Raw genomic sequence first — 15,850 nt, forward strand, 5'->3', positions numbered from 1 at the left:
CTCCCCAGTGTCCCACCGGTCACGCGCGGGCGAAGTCGTGCAGGGCCCGCGAGAGGACGCGGTTGAAGGCGTCGGGTGCGTCGGAGTTGACGTCGTGGCCGGCGTCCGGCACGACGACGAGGGCACCGCGCTCGGCGGCCGCCACGTGCCGTGACTCCTCGAGCCGCATCCGGTCGCGCGCGCCGTTGACGAACCACACGGGCACGCGCAGCGCCCGCGTGCTGGCGACCGACGAGCGGCCGGCGAGGTGCGTGAGCGCGTCGGTGACGATGTCCCAGCCGGGGCGCGGCGCGGCGTCGCCCAGGAGCGCCGCGACCTCGAGCCCGCCGGCGCGCGACCGGCCGCCGGTGAGGGCCGCGCGCCAGGCCAGCGAGGCGTCGCGCAGGCCGCGGCGCACCGTCGTCGTGCCGGTGACGGCGAGGTGCGCGACGTCGCGGAACAGGGCGACGGGCTTGCCCTTGGGGTCGGAGCTGCAGCCGGCCGCGACGACGCCGGACAGGTGCGGGGCGGTGGCGGCGGTCGCTGTGCTGGCATGGTGCGCGGCCCAGGCGAGGGACGTGTACCCGCCGAGCGAGAGCCCCACGACGACGACGGGCCGGTCGGCGCCGAACGACCCGGCCGCCTCGTCGAGCACCTCGAACGCGCGCGGCATCGAGAACCGCTCCCGGTGGAGCGCCCCGTGCGCGGGCAGGTCGACGGCGACGGCGTCGTGCCCGGCGTCGCGCACGTGCTCGACCTGCCGCTCCCAGATGGCCGACGACGTGCGCATGCCGTGCACGAAGACGATCCCGGCCCGCTCGGGAGCCGGGTCGGCCCTGGTCTCGGCGGGCAGGGCGGCGGTCGGGACGGGCGGCAGGGCGACGGCGGCGCTGGGGGAGTTCATCGCGAACGATGGTGCCCTGCCGGTCGGGGCGTGTCGGGGGCGACGACGTCGGGGGCCGTGGAGAGGTTGTGCCGACTCCTTCACGGGGCACGGCCGCCGAAGGTGTCCGACGTCGCACCGCGGGGGCGCCGTTTCGCGCGTGCGGGCGCGCGGGGCTCCCTAGAATCGGGGATCGTGATGCCGTCCCGGATCGACCTCCACACCCACTCGCGGGCCTCCGACGGCACGGACTCCCCGCGCGGCGTGCTGGAGGCGGCGGCCGGGGCCGGGCTCGACGTCGTCGCCCTCACCGACCACGACACCACGGCCGGGTGGGCCGAGGCCGCCGACGCCGTCGCGTCGACCGGCGTCGCGCTGGTGCGCGGCACCGAGATCTCCACGCGCGTCACGACCGAGGGCGGCAGCATCAGCGTGCACCTGCTGTCCTATCTGCACGACCCCGACGACGTCGTCCTGCGCGCCGAGTGCGACCGCACCCGCGACGACCGCCTCACGCGGGCCCGACGCATGACCGAGCGCCTCGCGGAGGACTTCCCGCTGACGTGGGACGACGTCGTCGCGCAGACGGGCGACGACGCGACCGTGGGCCGCCCGCACCTCGCGGACGCGCTGGTCGCCGCGGGCGTCGTCGCGACGCGGGACGAGGCCTTCGCGACGATGCTGCACCCGGGCGCCCGCTACTACGTGCCGCACTACGCCCCCGACACGGACGCCGCGGTGCGGGCGGTGCTGGGCGCCGGCGGGGTGCCCGTGATGGCGCACCCGGGCGCCGGGGCGCGCGGCCGCACGGTGAGCGAGGAGACGATCGCGGCGCTCGCCGCCGCGGGCCTCGCCGGCCTCGAGGTGGACCACCGCGACCACGACGCCGCCACCCGCGACCGGCTGCGCGGCCTGGCGGGGGAGCTGGGGCTGCTCGTCACGGGCTCCAGCGACTACCACGGCACCGGAAAGCTCAACCGCATCGGGGAGCACACGACCGCTCCCGAGGTGCTCGCACAGATCGAGGAACGAGGTCTGCTGGACGTGATCCGACCATGAGGGTGGTGCGACAGTGAGCGCGGTGCTGGACACCGCGCTGTTCACCGAGGTGTTCGTCACCCTGTTCGTCATCATGGACCCGCCCGGTACGGTGCCGGTGTTCCTGGGCCTGACGTCGGCGATGGGGGCCAAGCAGCGCAACCGCGCCGCGCGCCAGGCCATCCTCGTGGCGTTCGGCGTCATCGTGGTCTTCGCGCTGTTCGGCCAGCAGGTGTTGCACTACATGGGCATCACGCTGCCGGCGCTCCAGGCCTCCGGCGGCCTGCTGCTGCTCCTCATCGCGATGGAGCTGCTCACCGGCAAGATGGAGGAGCCCTCGCCGTCGGGCAACAAGGGCGTCAACGTGGCGCTCGTGCCGCTGGGGACGCCGCTGCTGGCGGGCCCGGGGGCCATCGTCGCGACGATGGTGTTCGTCCAGCAGACCCGCGTGTCGGACGACGGCGGTGCGCCGCAGCTGATCGCCATCGCGGTGGCGATCGTGCTGGTGCACGTGTGCCTGTACCTGTCGATGCGGTTCGCGAACGTCATCCACCGGGTGCTGCGGGAGTCGGGCGTCACGCTGGTGACGCGGATCGCGGGCCTGCTGCTCGCGGCGATCGCGGTGCAGCAGATCGCCACGGCGGTCACCGAGTTCGTCAAGATGGCGCAGTAGCGCCTCCGGCCCGGTGGCCGGGGCCGGCACCTCCCGGGTAAACATGGGATGTTAGGGTCTTTGGGTGCCTCAGCCCGCCGTGCCCCCGATCTCCCCGCCCCGCAAGGTCTCCGAGCTCGTCGTCGAGCACCTGACCGACCTCGTCGAGCGGGGGGAGTGGCCCGTGGGGTCGCGCATCCCCGCCGAGCCGGAGCTCGTCGCCCAGCTCGGCGTGGGGCGCAACACCGTCCGCGAGGCCGTGCGCGCCCTGGAGCACGCGGGCATCCTCGAGCCGCGGCGCGGCGACGGCACCTACGTGCGCGCCGCCAGCGGCCTGGACGCCGCCATCGGGCGCCGCGCGCGCACCTCCGACGCGCTGCAGGTGCTCGAGGTGCGGTCCGTGCTCGAGCGCGGGGCGGCGCGGATCGCCGCCGGCCGGCACGACGACGGCTCCCTCGCGGCGCTGCGTGCCGCCCTGGACGCCCAGGAGGCCGCCGCCCGCGACGGCGGGGAGGACGACTTCCGGGCCGCCGACATCGCGTTCCACGCCGAGCTGGTGCGGTCCGCCGGGAACGCCCTGCTGGCCGAGCTGTACGACGGCATCGACCACGTGCTGGTCCGCACCCTCGCCACCGACGCCCACGGGCGCCACCACCGCGACGTGCCCGGCCACCGCGAGGTCGTCGACGCCGTCGCCGCCGGGGACGCCGACGCCGCGGAGCGCGCCGTCGGGGCCACGATGGCCGCCGTCCGCGCCCACCTGGTCGACCAGGCCGATGCCGCGTCGGCCGGCGGCTCGACGGCGGAGGTGCGCGCGTGAGCCTCCGTCGCCCGCTCGGGGCCGGCGCCGTCGTCGCCATCGTCCTCGCCGCGCTCAACCTGCGCCCCGGCGTCGTCGCGGTCTCGCCGCTGCTGGGCGAGATCCTCGCCGAGGAGGGACTCAGCGCCACCGCCGGCGGCGTCCTCACGACGCTGCCCGTCCTCTGCTTCGGGATCCTCGCGCCCGTCGCGCCCGGGCTGGCCCGCAAGGTCGGCCTGGAACGCGCCCTGTTCGGCAGCCTCGTGCTGCTGTGCCTCGGCTTCGCCCTGCGGCTCGTGCCCGGGATCGCGCCGCTGCTGGTGGGCACGCTCGCCGTCGGCTCGGCGATCGGGCTCGGCAACGTGCTGCTGCCCGCCCTGATCAAGCGCGACTTCGCCGACCGGGTCGGGCTCATGACCGGGCTGTACTCCATGGCCCTGTCGGGCGGCGCGGCGCTCGCCGCGGGTCTCACGGTGCCGATCGCCTCGGCGACCGGCATGGACTGGCGCGCCACCCTCGCGTCGTGGGGGCTGCTCGCCGTGCTCGGGGCGGTCGTGTGGGCGCCGCGCGCGCTGCGCTCGACCGGCGCCGTCGCCGCGCTCCGCCCGCCGGGCGCCACCCCCGCGGACGCCGTCCGCTCGGTGTGGCGCAGCCCGCTGGCCTGGGCGGTCACGGTGCTCATGGGCACCCAGTCGCTGTCGTTCTACGCGGTGAACGCGTGGCTGCCGGAGATCTTCGTCGCGAGCGGCCGCAGCATCGCGGTGGGCGGCTGGCTGCTGGCGCTCACCAACCTGCTCGGGATCGTCGGCTCGTTCGTCACGCCCGTGCTCGCGGGGCGCATGCGACGGCAGCGGGCGCTCGGCGTCGTCATCGTCGCGCTCATCCTGACGGGGCTGCTGGGGCTCGTCCTCGCCCCCGGCGCCGCCGTGCTGTGGGTGGTGCTGCTCGGCCTCGGCCAGGGCGGCGGCATCAGCCTCGCGCTGACGCTCATGGCGCTGCGCACCGAGAACGCCGCGCGGACGTCCGAGCTGTCGGGCATGGCGCAGAGCGCCGGGTACGTGCTGGCGGCGTGCGGCCCGCTGGGGCTCGGCGTGGCGCACGACGCCACCGGCTCCTGGACGGTGCCCCTGCTGCTCCTCGTCGTGGCGTCGCTCGTGCAGGGCGTCGCGGCCTGGTTCGCCGGCCGGGACGAGATCGTCCGCTGAGGCCGGCGGGCCGCTCGGCGCTCAGAGGCCGACGGGCTCGAGCGTGACCCGCACGGTCGCGCCGGGCTCGATCCCCTCGGCCAGGCGCACGGACCTCTTCATCGGCAGGATGTAGCCCCGTTGCTCGTCGCTGGGGAACACCGACGTCGTCCACGAGGTGGCGCCGACGGTCGCGGTGACCTTGATCGACCCGAACCCGCGCGGCGGCAACGGCAGCTCGGCCAGCGTGTCCGACTCGTCGGGCGGCACCGTGACGAACCACCACGACGAGTCCGTGCGGACCTGCCACCGCCACAGCGGGGCTGAGAACGTCAGGCGCATGCCGCCACGCTACGACCCGCCCCGGACATGCCCCCGGACATGCATCGAGCGTGCTGACCTGCTCCTCAAGACGCGGTCTTGAGGAGCAGGTCAGCACGCTCGATGCGTACCGGACGTGTGCCGGGTGAGGCGAGGGAGGGTCAGCCCTCCGACGGCGCCTGCGGGGCGGACGAGCCGCCCTCGACCGGGCGACCGCCGCGGGTACGACGGCGGTTGCGGCTGCGGCGACGACGCTGCTCGCCGTCGCGCTGCTCGCCGGCCTCGGACGCCGCGCCCTCGGTGCGCTCGCCGCCGGAGCGCGAGCCCTGGCCGGAGCGCGAGCCGCCGCGGCCGCCGCGCGAGCCGCCGTCACGACGACCGTCCCGACCGCCGTGGCGGCTGTCGCGCTGGCCGGAGGACTGGCCGGAGGAGCTGTGGCGCTTGCCCGTCTCGCCGAGGTCCTCGAGCTCCTCGGCCTCGAGGCCGGCGAGCGTGCGCTGCTCCTTGGGGAGGCGCCCCTTGGTGCCCTCGGGGATGCCGAGGTCCGTGAACAGGTGCGGCGAGCTCGAGTACGTCTCGACCGGCTCCGGGAACCCGAGGTTCAGGGTGCGGTCGATGAGCTGCCAGCGCGGCACGTCGTCCCAGTCGACGAACGTCACCGCGGTGCCCTGCTTGCCGGCGCGGCCGGTGCGGCCGATGCGGTGCAGGTAGGTGCGCTCGTCCTCGGGGCACTGGTAGTTGACGACGTGCGTGACGTCGTCGACGTCGATGCCGCGCGCCGCGACGTCGGTCGCGACGAGGACGTCGATGTGGCCGTGCCGGAACGCGCGCAGGGCCTGCTCGCGCGCGCCCTGGCCGAGGTCGCCGTGGATGGCGCCGGCCGCGAAGCCACGGTCGCGCAGCTCGTCGGAGACCTTCGCCGCCGTGCGCTTGGTCCGGGCGAAGACGATGGTGCGGCCGCGGCCCTCGGCCTGCAGCAGGCGGGCGAGCACCTCGACCTTGTCGAGCGCGTGGGCGCGGTAGACCACCTGGCGGGTGTTCTTCACGGTCGCGCCGTCGTCGTCCGGGTCGGCCGCGCGGATGTGCGTGGGCTGCGACATGTAGCGGCGGGCCATCGAGACGACCGGGCCGGGCATCGTCGCGCTGAACAGCATGGTGTGCCGCACCGCGGGGGTGCGGGCGAGGATCTTCTCGACGTCGGGCAGGAAGCCCAGGTCGAGCATCTCGTCGGCCTCGTCCAGCACGACCGTGGCCGCGCGGGTGAGGTTGAGGTGGCCCTGGTTGAGCAGGTCGACCATGCGGCCCGGCGTACCGACGACGACCTCGACGCCGTGGTTCAGCATCTCGATCTGCGGCTCGTACGCGCGGCCGCCGTAGATCTGCGCGATGCGCACGGACCGCTTCTTCGAGGCGGTGGCGAGGTCGTTCGCGACCTGCACCGCGAGCTCGCGGGTCGGCGCGACGACGATCGCCTGCGGCTTGCCGGGGGCCGGCAGCTCGTCGTAGCCGGGCTCGCCGGGCGCGACGACGCGGTGCAGCAGCGGCACGCCGAAGCCGAGCGTCTTGCCCGTGCCGGTCTTGGCCTGGCCGATGATGTCGTGCCCCTGCAGCGCCACCGGCAGGGTCATCGCCTGGATGGGGAAGGGGTGGGTGATGCCGGACTCGCGCAGGGCCTCGACGATCTCGGGGCGCACCCCGAAGTCCGCGAAGGAGACGTCCTGCGCCTGGATGGCGGCGGGGGTGGAGTAGTCGGGCTCGCCGGTGGCGGGAGCCTCGGGGGCCGCGGTGGCGGCGGGGTCGGTCGTGGTCACGGGTACCTTCGTCTGCTCGTCGGCGCGCGCGGACCGAGGGGTTCCCGTCCGGGCCCGGGCCGTCGACGGCCGCACCGTGCGGGTCACACTCGTCGGGTCGCAAGGAGCGCCGAGGTGGTCGGCAGCCGATCGCGGAAGAACGTCGCTCAGGCTCGGCGGGGATCCCGCCGGGCCGCTGCGGTCGAGTCAGTGCATTGAGACCCAAGGCGTGACGACCGGGCAACCGAAGTACACCCCCATGGTACGCGACGGGGGCCCGGCCGGGGTGTGACGTGGCCGGTCGCCTCTATCCTGAGGCGCGTGAGCCAGCAGCAGAGCACCCCGGACCCGGCCCTGACGACGCTCGTGGGGCTCGCGGCCTACACGGGGCTCGCGGCGTTCGGGCTGCTCGCGGCCCGGTCGGTGGACGCTCCGGACCTCGCCGCCCGCCAGACGCTGGCGACGGCGGCGGGGGAGGCGCTGGAGCGTCAGCAGCGGCTGCTCGCCCTGGTCGGCGCGCCGGGGCCCGACGGCGCGGCCGCCGTGATGGCGCCGTTCGACGGCGCACTGGCCGACTTCGACGCCCGCACCACGCCGTCGGGCTGGGCGGAGGGCCTGCTCAAGAGCGTCGTGGGGCTCGGCGTCGCGCGCGACCTGTGCCGCGAGCTCGCCGCCGGGCTGCCCGACGGGGGCTCCGCCTTCGTCGGCGCGGTGGGCCTGCCGGTGGGCGAGCCGCCCGCCGACGACCCCGCGACCGCGCTGCTGGCCGAGGCCGCGGCGGCGGACGGCGTGCTCGCCGCCCGCCTCGCGCTGTGGGGACGGCGCGTGGTCGGCGAGGCGCTGGGCCTCGTGCCCGTGCTGCTCGCCGCGCACCCGCCGCTGGCCGCGCTGGCCGCCCGCGCCCGCGAGGCCGCCGACGACGGCGGCGCCTCCGCGCAGGCCTGGCTCGTCTCGCGGCTCACCGCGGAGCACACGCGCCGGATGGATCGCCTGGGGCTCGCCGCCTGACGTCTTGCCTGACGCCTGCCTGACTCTGACGCCTGGTGCTGCGCGGCGCCGATGTCAGAGGGCGCCGAAGCCCACCCGGGGCTGCTCGGTGGCGCCCACCTCGACGTAGCCGATCGTGGCGGTCGGCACGAGGATGGTGCGGCCCCTCGAGTCGGTGAGCTCCAGGAGCCCGCCGTCGGCGATCGCCTCGCGGACCGCGGCCGTCACGTCCTCCGCCGTCTGGTCGGTCTCGACGACCAGCTCGCGGGCCAGGTTCTGCACACCGATCGTGATCTCCACGTTGTCTCCTTCGCGAGCCCGCCGGTCGTGCCGGCGCGCGTCTGTCGGCCGTGCGGCCGTCGGTCGTTCCCGGTGATCCCGGACGTCCCGTCGATCCTAGCCACGGGCGGGCGGCGCGACGGGCCCGGGACGCGTTTGTCAGCGGAGGGTGAAACCGGCGTGCCGCACGCCCGCGCTCGGGGCCGTCGGTGGGGCTGTCGGTGGGGCTGTCGGTGGGGCATGGTCGAATCGGTCCCGTGACGTCAGCCGCCCCTCCCGCCGTGCGCCTCGTGGTGCCGGAGCCTGCCGAGGTCGCGAGCGCCGACGTCGTGCTCGACACGACGCAGGAGGCCGCGGTCGCGGCCGCTCTCGGGGGCGACGTCACGCTCGTGGTCGGGGCGCCGGGGACGGGGCGGACGACGGTCGCGACGTCGGTGGCGGTGCGGGCCATGCGCGACGACGACGGCGCCCCGGGGGTCGACCCGTCGCGCGTCCTCGTGCTCGCGGCGTCGCGCAGGTCGGCGGCGCGGCTGCGGGACGAGGTGACCGCGCGCGCGGGTCGCACGGTCGGGGCGCCGATGGTGCGCACGCCCGCGTCGGCGGCGTTCGCGGTGCTGCGCTCGCGGGCGGCGGCGCACGGCGACGCGGCGCCCACCCTGGTCTCCGGGCCGGAGCAGGACCTGGTGCTGGCCGAGCTGCTCGAGGGGCACCTGTCGGGGGAGGGGACCGGCCTCGTGCTGCCGCCCGGGCTGCCGGAGGAGTCGCTCGGCCTGCGCGGTCTGCGGCAGGAGCTGCGCGACCTGCTCATGCGCGCGGCGGAGCGCGGCCTGGGTCCCGTGGACCTCGACGAGCTGGGCCGCCGGCACGACCGGCCCGAGTGGGTGCTGGCCGCGCAGCTCTACGAGGAGTACCTGGATGTCACGACGCTGCGCCTCGGCACCCCGGACGCGGGCGCGCGGTACGACCCGGCGGGCGTGATCGACGAGGCGGCGCACGCCCTCGCGACCTGGGACGACGAGCTGCCGGACGTGCCGCGGCCGTCGTGGGACCTCGTCGTCGTGGACGACTACCAGGAGGCGACCGTCGCCACGGCGCGGCTGCTGCACGTGCTGCACGACGCGGGCGCGCGGCTCGTGCTGCTCGCGGACCCGGACTCCGCGGTGCAGGGCTTCCGTGGGGCCTCCCCGGGGCTGGTCGGGCGCGCCGCGGCGCCCGCGCGTGCCGGGGTGGTCGGGGCGTTCGACGCGCGGACCGTCGTGCTGGGCACGGCGTGGCGCCAGCCGGAGGAGCTGCGCGCGGTGACGCTGGCCGTGACGTCGCGCATCGCCACGGTGTCCGGCGCCCTGCACCGCGGTGCGGGCCCGCGCCCCGAGCCCGTCGGCCCGGCCGACGAGGGCGCGGACGCCCAGGCCCCCGCGGGCGGGACAGCCTCGGACGACGCCGCGTCGGCAGTCGGCGACCCGACGACCGGCGACCCGACGACCGGTGACGTGCCGGACGCCGAGGTGCCGTCGGGGGTGCAGGTCGCGGTGCTCGCCGGGCCGGCGCAGGAGGCGGCGTTCGTGGCCCGGGAGCTGCGCGCGGAGCACCTGCTGCACGGCACGCCGTGGGAGCGGATGGCGGTGGTGGCGCGCAGCGGCGACCGGCTGGCCTCGCTGCGCCGGGACCTGGTCGCGGCGTCGGTGCCGGTGGCGCTGCTCGGTTCGGACCTGCCGCTGCGCGACGAGCCGGCGGCCTCGCCCCTGCTCGCGGCGCTCCGCGTGTGCGCGGCGGGCGGCGGCGTCGACCGGCTCCTCGCCGACGAGCTCGGGGAGCCCGTGGTGGGCTCGGCCCTCGACCCGGAGACGGCGGCGCTGCTGCTCACGTCCCCGGTGGGCGGGCTCGACGCCGTGGCGCTGCGCCGGCTGCGGCGTGCGTTGCGGGCGGAGGAGCTGTCGGGCGGCGGCGGTCGGACCTCGGACGCGCTGCTCGTCGAGGTGCTGGACGACCCGGCGCGCGCGGAGACCCTCCCGGCGCCGGTGCGGCGCGGCCCGGTCGCGGTCGCGCGCGTCCTCGCCGCGGGCCGGGCGGCGGCCGGCGAGCCGGGCGCCACCGCGCAGACCGTGCTGTGGGCGGTGTGGGCGGCCACCGGGCTCGCGGACCGGTGGCGCGACCAGGCGCTCGCGGGCGGTCCCGCCGGGGCGCGCGCCGACCGCGACCTGGACGCGGTCCTCGCCCTGTTCCGCGCGGCCGAGACGTACGTGGACCGCATGCCAGGCGCGCCCGTCGCCGCGTTCGTCGACTACCTCGCGTCGCAGGACCTGCCCGCCGACTCGCTGGCGGCGTCCGCGGTCGGCGCGCACGCGGTGGAGGCGCTCACCCCCGCCGGCGCGGCGGGGCGCGAGTGGGACGTCGTGATGGTGGTGGGCGTGCAGGACGGCGTGTGGCCGGACCTGCGGCTGCGCGACTCGCTGCTGGGGTCGCAGGCGCTCGTGGAGCTGCTCGCCGGGCGCTCCGACGACGCGCACGGCATGGGCCCGGAGGCCCGCCGCCAGGTGCTGGCGGACGAGCTGCGGGCGTTCGCCGTCGCGACGTCGCGGGCGCGGCGGCGGCTGGTCGTGACGGCCGTGGAGGATGCCGAGGACGCGCCGTCCGTGTTCCTCGACCTCGTCGCGCCGCCCGACGGCGACCGCACGGCGGCGGACGGGCCAGACCCGCGGCGCGTGACCGTAGGACCGCCGCTCGACCTGCGCGGCGTCGTCGCCGAGGCGCGCGCGACGCTGGTGCGCGCGGCCGGCCGGTCCGAGCAGGACGGGACGGAGGACGGGGCGGCCCAGGGCGCCGACCGCACCGCCGGCGTCGCCGCCGCGCTGCTCGCCGACCTGGCCGACGCGGGGATCGCCGAGGCCGACCCGCGCACCTGGTACGGGGTGGCGACGACCTCCAGCGACGTACCATTGTGGGGGCCGGACGACGTCGTGACGGTCTCGCCGTCCAAGGTGGAGACGGTGAGCACCTGCGCCCTGAAGTGGGCGTTCGAGTCGGCGGGTGCCACGGCTCCCGACGCCACGCACCAGACGCTCGGCACGCTGGTCCACGCGATCGCGGAGGACCTGCCGAAGGCGTCGCTCACCGAGCTGCGCGCGGAGCTCGACCGCCGCTGGCCGCAGCTCGCGCTCCCCGACGGCTGGCCGTCGCGGCAGCTGCGGAACCGGGCCGAGAAGATGATCGAGCGCCTCGCCGCGTACTACGCCGAGGCGGGCGACCCGGTCCTCGTGGAGCCGGAGTTCGAGCTCACCGTGGGGCGGGCACGCCTGCGCGGCAAGATCGACCGGGTCGAGGACGCGGGCGACGAGGGCGTGACCGTGGCCGACCTCAAGACCGGCCGCAGCGCGCCCGCCCGCGCGAAGGCGACCGAGCACCCGCAGCTCGGCGCGTACCAGGTCGCGGTGTCCGAGGGCGCGCTCGACCTGCCGCCGGGCACGCCCAGCGCGGGCGCGCGGCTCGTGTACGTCGGCACGCCGACCGTGGCGCCGACGCTGCGCGACCAGCCCGCGCTGCAGGTCGGCGAGGACGGGTCGAGCTGGGCCCGGGCGCTCGTGGAGAGCGCCGCCGACACGATGGCGGCGGGCCGCTTCACCGCGCACGAGAACGACCTGTGCCCGATGTGCCCCGTGCGCCGGTCGTGCCCCGTGCAGCCCGAGGGAAGGACCGTGATCGAGTGAGCGGCGACGGCACCACCGGGGCCGGCGGCGCCGCCGCGCCCGAGCCGCGGAGCGAGGGCCCTGACGGCGGCGACGACCTCGCCGGCGCGTTCGCCGACGAGACGTGGGCGGCGCTCGGCGAGCCCGGCCGCGAGGCCGACCTCGGGTTCCCGGAGCTCGCCGACGTGGGACCCGCGTCGCAGGACGCGGTGCTCTTCGACGACGCCGCGCTGTTCGACGGTGCGGCGCTCGCGGGCGGCGCGACGACGGGCGGCGGTCCCGGTACGGCAGCGCGCCCGGCCCCGGCGGAGCCGCGACTGTCGGCCCGCGACATCGCGGAGCTGCTCGGACGGCCGTCGCCCACGGACGAGCAGGTGGCCGTCATCGAGGCGCCGCTGGAGCCCGTGCTGGTCGTCGCGGGTGCCGGGTCGGGCAAGACGGAGACGATGGCGGCGCGGGTGGTGTGGCTCATCGCCAACGAGCTCGTCGCCCCCGAGGAGGTGCTCGGCCTGACGTTCACGCGCAAGGCGGCGGCCGAGCTCACCCAGCGCGTGCAGTCCCGGCTCGCGCAGCTCGCCCGCGCGCAGGGCCGCGCGACGTCGGGGCTGGACCTGCTCGCGCGCCCGACGGTCGCGACCTACAACGCGTACGCGGCGTCGCTCGTGGCCGACCACGGGCTGCGGCTCGGCATCGAGCCCGGCTCGCGGCTGCTCGGCGAGGCGAACCAGTGGCAGCTCGCGGCGCAGGTCGTAGAGTCGTGGGCCGACGACCTCGGTACCGACAAGGCGGTGAGCACGGTCGTCGGCGCGGTCCTCGCGCTGTCGGGGGAGCTCGGCGAGCACCTGCTGCCGGTGGACGAGGCGCGCGACGCGCTGTCCGACCTCGTCGCCCGCCTGGACGCGCTGCCGCTGGGCCCGCGGCAGAAGAAGCGGACCAAGGAGATCCAGGGGCTGATCGACTCGGTGGCGGAGCGGGCCCGGCTGCTCGACCTCGTCGCGGAGTACCGGCGCCGCAAGCGGGTCGCGGACTCGCTGGACTTCGGCGACCAGATCGCGTTCGCGGCGGAGCTGGCCCGGTCGGTGCCGGCGGTCGGGGCGACGGAGCGCTCCCGCTTCCCCGTGGTGCTGCTCGACGAGTACCAGGACACCTCGTACGCGCAGGTCGAGCTGCTCGCCGGGCTGTTCGGCGGCGGCCACGCCGTGACCGCGGTGGGCGACCCGCACCAGTCGATCTACGGCTGGCGCGGCGCCTCGGCGTCGGGGCTGGCCCGCTTCGGCGAGCGGTTCCGCACCCGTGCCGGCGCGCCGGCGGCCGTGCGCTACCTGAGCACGTCATGGCGCAACGACGCCGCCGTGCTGGCGGCCGCGAACGTCGCGGCGGCACCGCTGCGCGAGCGCGCCCGGCACACCGGGACGGGCGTGGACGTGCCGCCGCTGGACCTGCGCCCCGGCGCGGGCACGGGCGTCGTGCGCGCGCACGTCGCCGCCACGAGCGAGGAGGAGGCGGAGGCCGCCGCCGAGTTCGTCGCGGCCCGCTGGCGCCGCGCGACCCGCCGGGACGGCTCCGACCGCGTGACGGCCGCCGTGCTGTGCCGGGCACGGTCGCAGTTCGCGGCGGTCGAGGTGGCGCTGCGGCGACGCGGCCTGCCGGTCGAGGTCGTGGGCCTGGGCGGCCTGCTGTCCACGCCGGAGGTGGTGGACGTCGTCGCGCTGCTCGAGGCCGTGCACGACCCGTCCCGGGGCGACTCGCTGCTGCGGCTGCTCACCGGGCCGCGGGTCAACCTCGGCGCCTCGGACCTGCACGCGCTCGGCTCGTGGGCGTCGGACCTGGCGCGGGCCGACGGCGTCCGGCCCGGCGACCACGCCGCCGCGCGGGAGGAGGCGCCGGAGGAGGACGACGACGGCCCGGTCGTCGTCGAGGGCGACGTCGTGGACCACCGCTCGATCGTCGACGCGCTCGACGACCTGCCCGCCCCGGGGCGACCCGCCCGCGACGGCCGCGTGCTGTCCGCGGCGGGCCACGGCCGCCTGTCCGCGCTGGCCCGACTGCTGCGGGAGCTGCGCGGCCTCACCTACCTCTCGCTGCCGGAGCTGGTCGTGGCCGCCGAGCGCGCGCTCGGCCTCGACGTCGAGGTCGCCACGGCGCAGGTGCTCGCGGACACGCTCACCCCGCTGACCGGGCCCGGCGGCGGGGCGGCCGCCGGGGTGAGCCTGCGCGGGCGGGAGCACCTCGACGCGTTCCGGGACGTCGCCGCGAGCTTCGCGCAGTCGGCCGACGTCGCGACGCTCGGCGCGTTCCTCGCCTGGCTCGGCGTCGCCGGCGACCAGGAGCGCGGCCTCGACATGCCCGTCCGGGAGCCCGACCCGGACGCCGTGCAGGTGATCACCGCGCACGCCGCCAAGGGGCTGGAGTGGGACGTCGTCGCGGTGCCCGGCCTGGTGGACGGTGTGTTCCCCAGCCAGGCCGAGTCGTCGCAGGGGCGCCTGGACGGCGGCTGGCTCACCGACGTCTCGGCCCTGCCGTACCACCTGCGCGGCGATGCCCCCGACCTGCCCGAGTTCACCTGGGCCGAGGCCGCCGACACCAAGGACCTCGCCGCCCGGCGCGACCAGTTCCGCGCGGACAGCGGCGCGCACCGCCTCGCCGAGGAGCGGCGGCTCGCCTACGTCGCGTTCACCCGCGCCCGCCGCGAGCTGTTCCTCACGGCGCACTGGTGGGGCACCGGCAGCACGCCCCGGCGTGTCTCGCCGTTCCTCGCCGAGCTCGTCGAGGCCGGGGTGGTCGACGCGGGCGGCTGGGCCGAGGCGCCCGACCCGTCGTCGGGCAACCCCCGCGACGCCGTCGAGAACGCCGCCCCGTGGCCCCCGCCCGACCGGTCCACGGGGACCGGGACAGCAGGCGACGCCGAGCCGGGTGCCACGACGGAGGCGCGGCCCGCGGGCGGGGCCGATGCCGACCCGACCCCGCGCGACGTCCTGCGCGCGACGGCCGTGCGCGTCGAGGCGGCGCGGCGCGACCCCGCGCGGCCGCGGGACGGCGCCCCGACCGGGGTCTTGCGCGACGCCGCGGGCCGCGACCTGGTGCTGCTGGCCCGGACGCTGCTCACGGAGCGCGGGGAGCGGGGGGCGCGCGAGGTCGAGCTGCCGGCGCACGTGTCGGCGTCGGGCCTGGTCCGGCTCGCGGGCGACCGCGACGGCTTCGCGCTCCAGCTGCGCCGCCCGGTGCCGCAGGAGCCCACGGTGCACGCCCGCCGCGGCACGCACTTCCACGAGTGGGTGGAGCGGTTCTTCACGTCGTCGTCGCTGGTCGACGTCGACGACCTCCCCGGTGCCGAGGACGGCGAGATCGCGCCCGACGTCGACCTCGAGACGCTGCGCCAGCGCTTCACGGAGTCGGAGTGGGCGTCCCGCACCCCGCTCGCGGTCGAGGTGGACGTCGAGACACCGGTGGGCGGCGTCATGCTCCGCAGCCGGATCGACGCCGTCTTCCCCGACCCGGACGCCCCACCCCCGGCCGAGGGCGAGGCGCCGGCCGTCGTCGTCGTGGACTGGAAGACCGGGCACGAGCCGCGCGACGCGGCCGCGCGCTCCGCCCGCGAGGTGCAGCTCGCCGTGTACCGCCTCGCCTGGTCCCGCTACGCGGGGCTGCCGCTGGAGAAGGTGTCCGCCGCGTTCGTGTACGTCGCGAGCGGCACCACCGTGCGGCCCCGGCGTCTGCTCGACGAGGCCGAGCTGGAGGCGCTGGTGCGCGGCGGGACGCACCAGCGGTAGGCCTCACCAGCGGTAGTCGAGGAACTTCCCGTCGAGGGTCACGACGACGCGGTCGCCGTCCGGGTGCGGGCGGCGGGCGATGTCGACCCGGAAGTTGATCGCCGACATGATCCCGTCGCCGAACTCCTCGTGGATGAGCTCCTTGAGCGCCGGCCCGTAGACGCTGAGCGCCTCGTGGAAGCGGTAGATCGTGGGGTCGGTCGCCACGGCCTCGTCGCGCACGCGGTAGGGCTGCAGCCGCAGGGCCTCGGCGACGTCCTCGCCCAGGCCGAGCAGCGCGCACGCCGCCGACGCCTGGTCCGCCGCCATCGGGTGGTTGCCGAGCAGCGCGGCGGTCGTCCAGACGACCGGGGCGCCGACGGCGTCGGCGATCTCCTGCCAGGTGAGGCCGGAGCGGAGGCGGGCGGTGACGACCTGCTCGGCCGCGGCGGCCTTGGTCATGATCGGGTCCACGGGTGTCCTTCGGTCGGTGCGGGCGGAGACGG

At 76.9% G+C, this 15,850-nt stretch carries 12 protein-coding genes; 7 read left to right on the forward strand and 5 right to left on the reverse strand.

Annotated elements, in window-relative coordinates:
• Positions 1 to 19 precede the first annotated feature (19 nt).
• Positions 20 to 883, reverse strand: coding sequence for an alpha/beta fold hydrolase (locus ACQP60_RS01405; RefSeq protein WP_429728042.1), 864 nt, complete (start codon positions 881 to 883; stop codon positions 20 to 22).
• Between the two features lie 177 nt (positions 884 to 1,060).
• Here ACQP60_RS01405 and ACQP60_RS01410 point away from each other — a divergent pair, with 177 nt between their 5' ends.
• The 4 genes from ACQP60_RS01410 (at position 1,061) to ACQP60_RS01425 (ending at position 4,556) form a co-directional block, all read left to right on the forward strand.
• Positions 1,061 to 1,921, forward strand: a complete 861-nt coding sequence (locus ACQP60_RS01410; protein ID WP_429728767.1) for a PHP domain-containing protein — start codon at positions 1,061 to 1,063, stop codon at positions 1,919 to 1,921.
• Positions 1,922 to 1,934: 13 nt separating this feature from the next.
• Positions 1,935 to 2,573 carry a MarC family protein gene (locus tag ACQP60_RS01415; protein ID WP_429728043.1) on the forward strand — a complete coding sequence of 213 codons (639 nt, stop codon included), beginning with the start codon at positions 1,935 to 1,937 and terminating at the stop codon, positions 2,571 to 2,573.
• A gap of 64 nt (positions 2,574 to 2,637) precedes the next feature.
• Positions 2,638 to 3,372, forward strand: a complete 735-nt coding sequence (locus tag ACQP60_RS01420) for a FadR/GntR family transcriptional regulator (RefSeq protein ID WP_429728044.1) — start codon at positions 2,638 to 2,640, stop codon at positions 3,370 to 3,372.
• A complete protein-coding gene (locus ACQP60_RS01425) occupies positions 3,369 to 4,556 on the forward strand; it encodes a CynX/NimT family MFS transporter (protein ID WP_429728045.1) in 1,188 nt (395 codons plus the stop codon). Before ACQP60_RS01420 ends, ACQP60_RS01425 begins: the two co-directional genes overlap by 4 nt.
• A gap of 21 nt (positions 4,557 to 4,577) precedes the next feature.
• Here the strand turns inward: ACQP60_RS01425 and ACQP60_RS01430 are convergent, their stop codons facing one another.
• Both ACQP60_RS01430 and ACQP60_RS01435 read right to left on the reverse strand, forming a co-directional pair.
• Positions 4,578 to 4,877, reverse strand: coding sequence for a DUF1905 domain-containing protein (locus tag ACQP60_RS01430; protein ID WP_429728046.1), 300 nt, complete (start codon positions 4,875 to 4,877; stop codon positions 4,578 to 4,580).
• A 140-nt stretch (positions 4,878 to 5,017) separates the two neighbouring features.
• Positions 5,018 to 6,667: a DEAD/DEAH box helicase gene (locus tag ACQP60_RS01435; protein WP_429728047.1), complete on the reverse strand. Its 1,650-nt coding sequence runs from the start codon at positions 6,665 to 6,667 to the stop codon at positions 5,018 to 5,020.
• A 300-nt stretch (positions 6,668 to 6,967) separates the two neighbouring features.
• Here ACQP60_RS01435 and ACQP60_RS01440 point away from each other — a divergent pair, with 300 nt between their 5' ends.
• On the forward strand, positions 6,968 to 7,654 hold the full coding sequence (locus ACQP60_RS01440) for a ferritin-like fold-containing protein (protein WP_429728048.1): 687 nt from the start codon (positions 6,968 to 6,970) through the stop codon (positions 7,652 to 7,654).
• Between the two features lie 54 nt (positions 7,655 to 7,708).
• Here the strand turns inward: ACQP60_RS01440 and ACQP60_RS01445 are convergent, their stop codons facing one another.
• On the reverse strand, positions 7,709 to 7,933 hold the full coding sequence (locus ACQP60_RS01445) for a DUF3107 domain-containing protein (RefSeq protein ID WP_429728049.1): 225 nt from the start codon (positions 7,931 to 7,933) through the stop codon (positions 7,709 to 7,711).
• Positions 7,934 to 8,169: 236 nt separating this feature from the next.
• Between ACQP60_RS01445 and ACQP60_RS01450 the strand changes: the two genes are divergently transcribed.
• Together ACQP60_RS01450 and ACQP60_RS01455 are read left to right on the forward strand one after the other, a co-directional pair.
• Positions 8,170 to 11,616, forward strand: a complete 3,447-nt coding sequence (locus tag ACQP60_RS01450; RefSeq protein WP_429728050.1) for an ATP-dependent helicase — start codon at positions 8,170 to 8,172, stop codon at positions 11,614 to 11,616.
• Entirely contained in the window at positions 11,613 to 15,365 is a 3,753-nt protein-coding gene (locus tag ACQP60_RS01455) for an ATP-dependent helicase (protein ID WP_429728051.1), read from the forward strand. Before ACQP60_RS01450 ends, ACQP60_RS01455 begins: the two co-directional genes overlap by 4 nt.
• A 3-nt stretch (positions 15,366 to 15,368) precedes the next feature.
• Here ACQP60_RS01455 and cynS read toward each other — a convergent pair whose 3' ends face one another.
• The gene (gene cynS / locus ACQP60_RS01460) at positions 15,369 to 15,818 is read right to left on the reverse strand and encodes a cyanase (protein ID WP_429728052.1); all 450 of its coding nucleotides are present in this window, start codon (positions 15,816 to 15,818) and stop codon (positions 15,369 to 15,371) included.
• Positions 15,819 to 15,850: the final 32 nt, after the last annotated feature.

Source organism: Isoptericola variabilis (genome assembly GCF_050311655.1).
GTDB classification, from domain to species: domain Bacteria; phylum Actinomycetota; class Actinomycetes; order Actinomycetales; family Cellulomonadaceae; genus Isoptericola; species Isoptericola variabilis.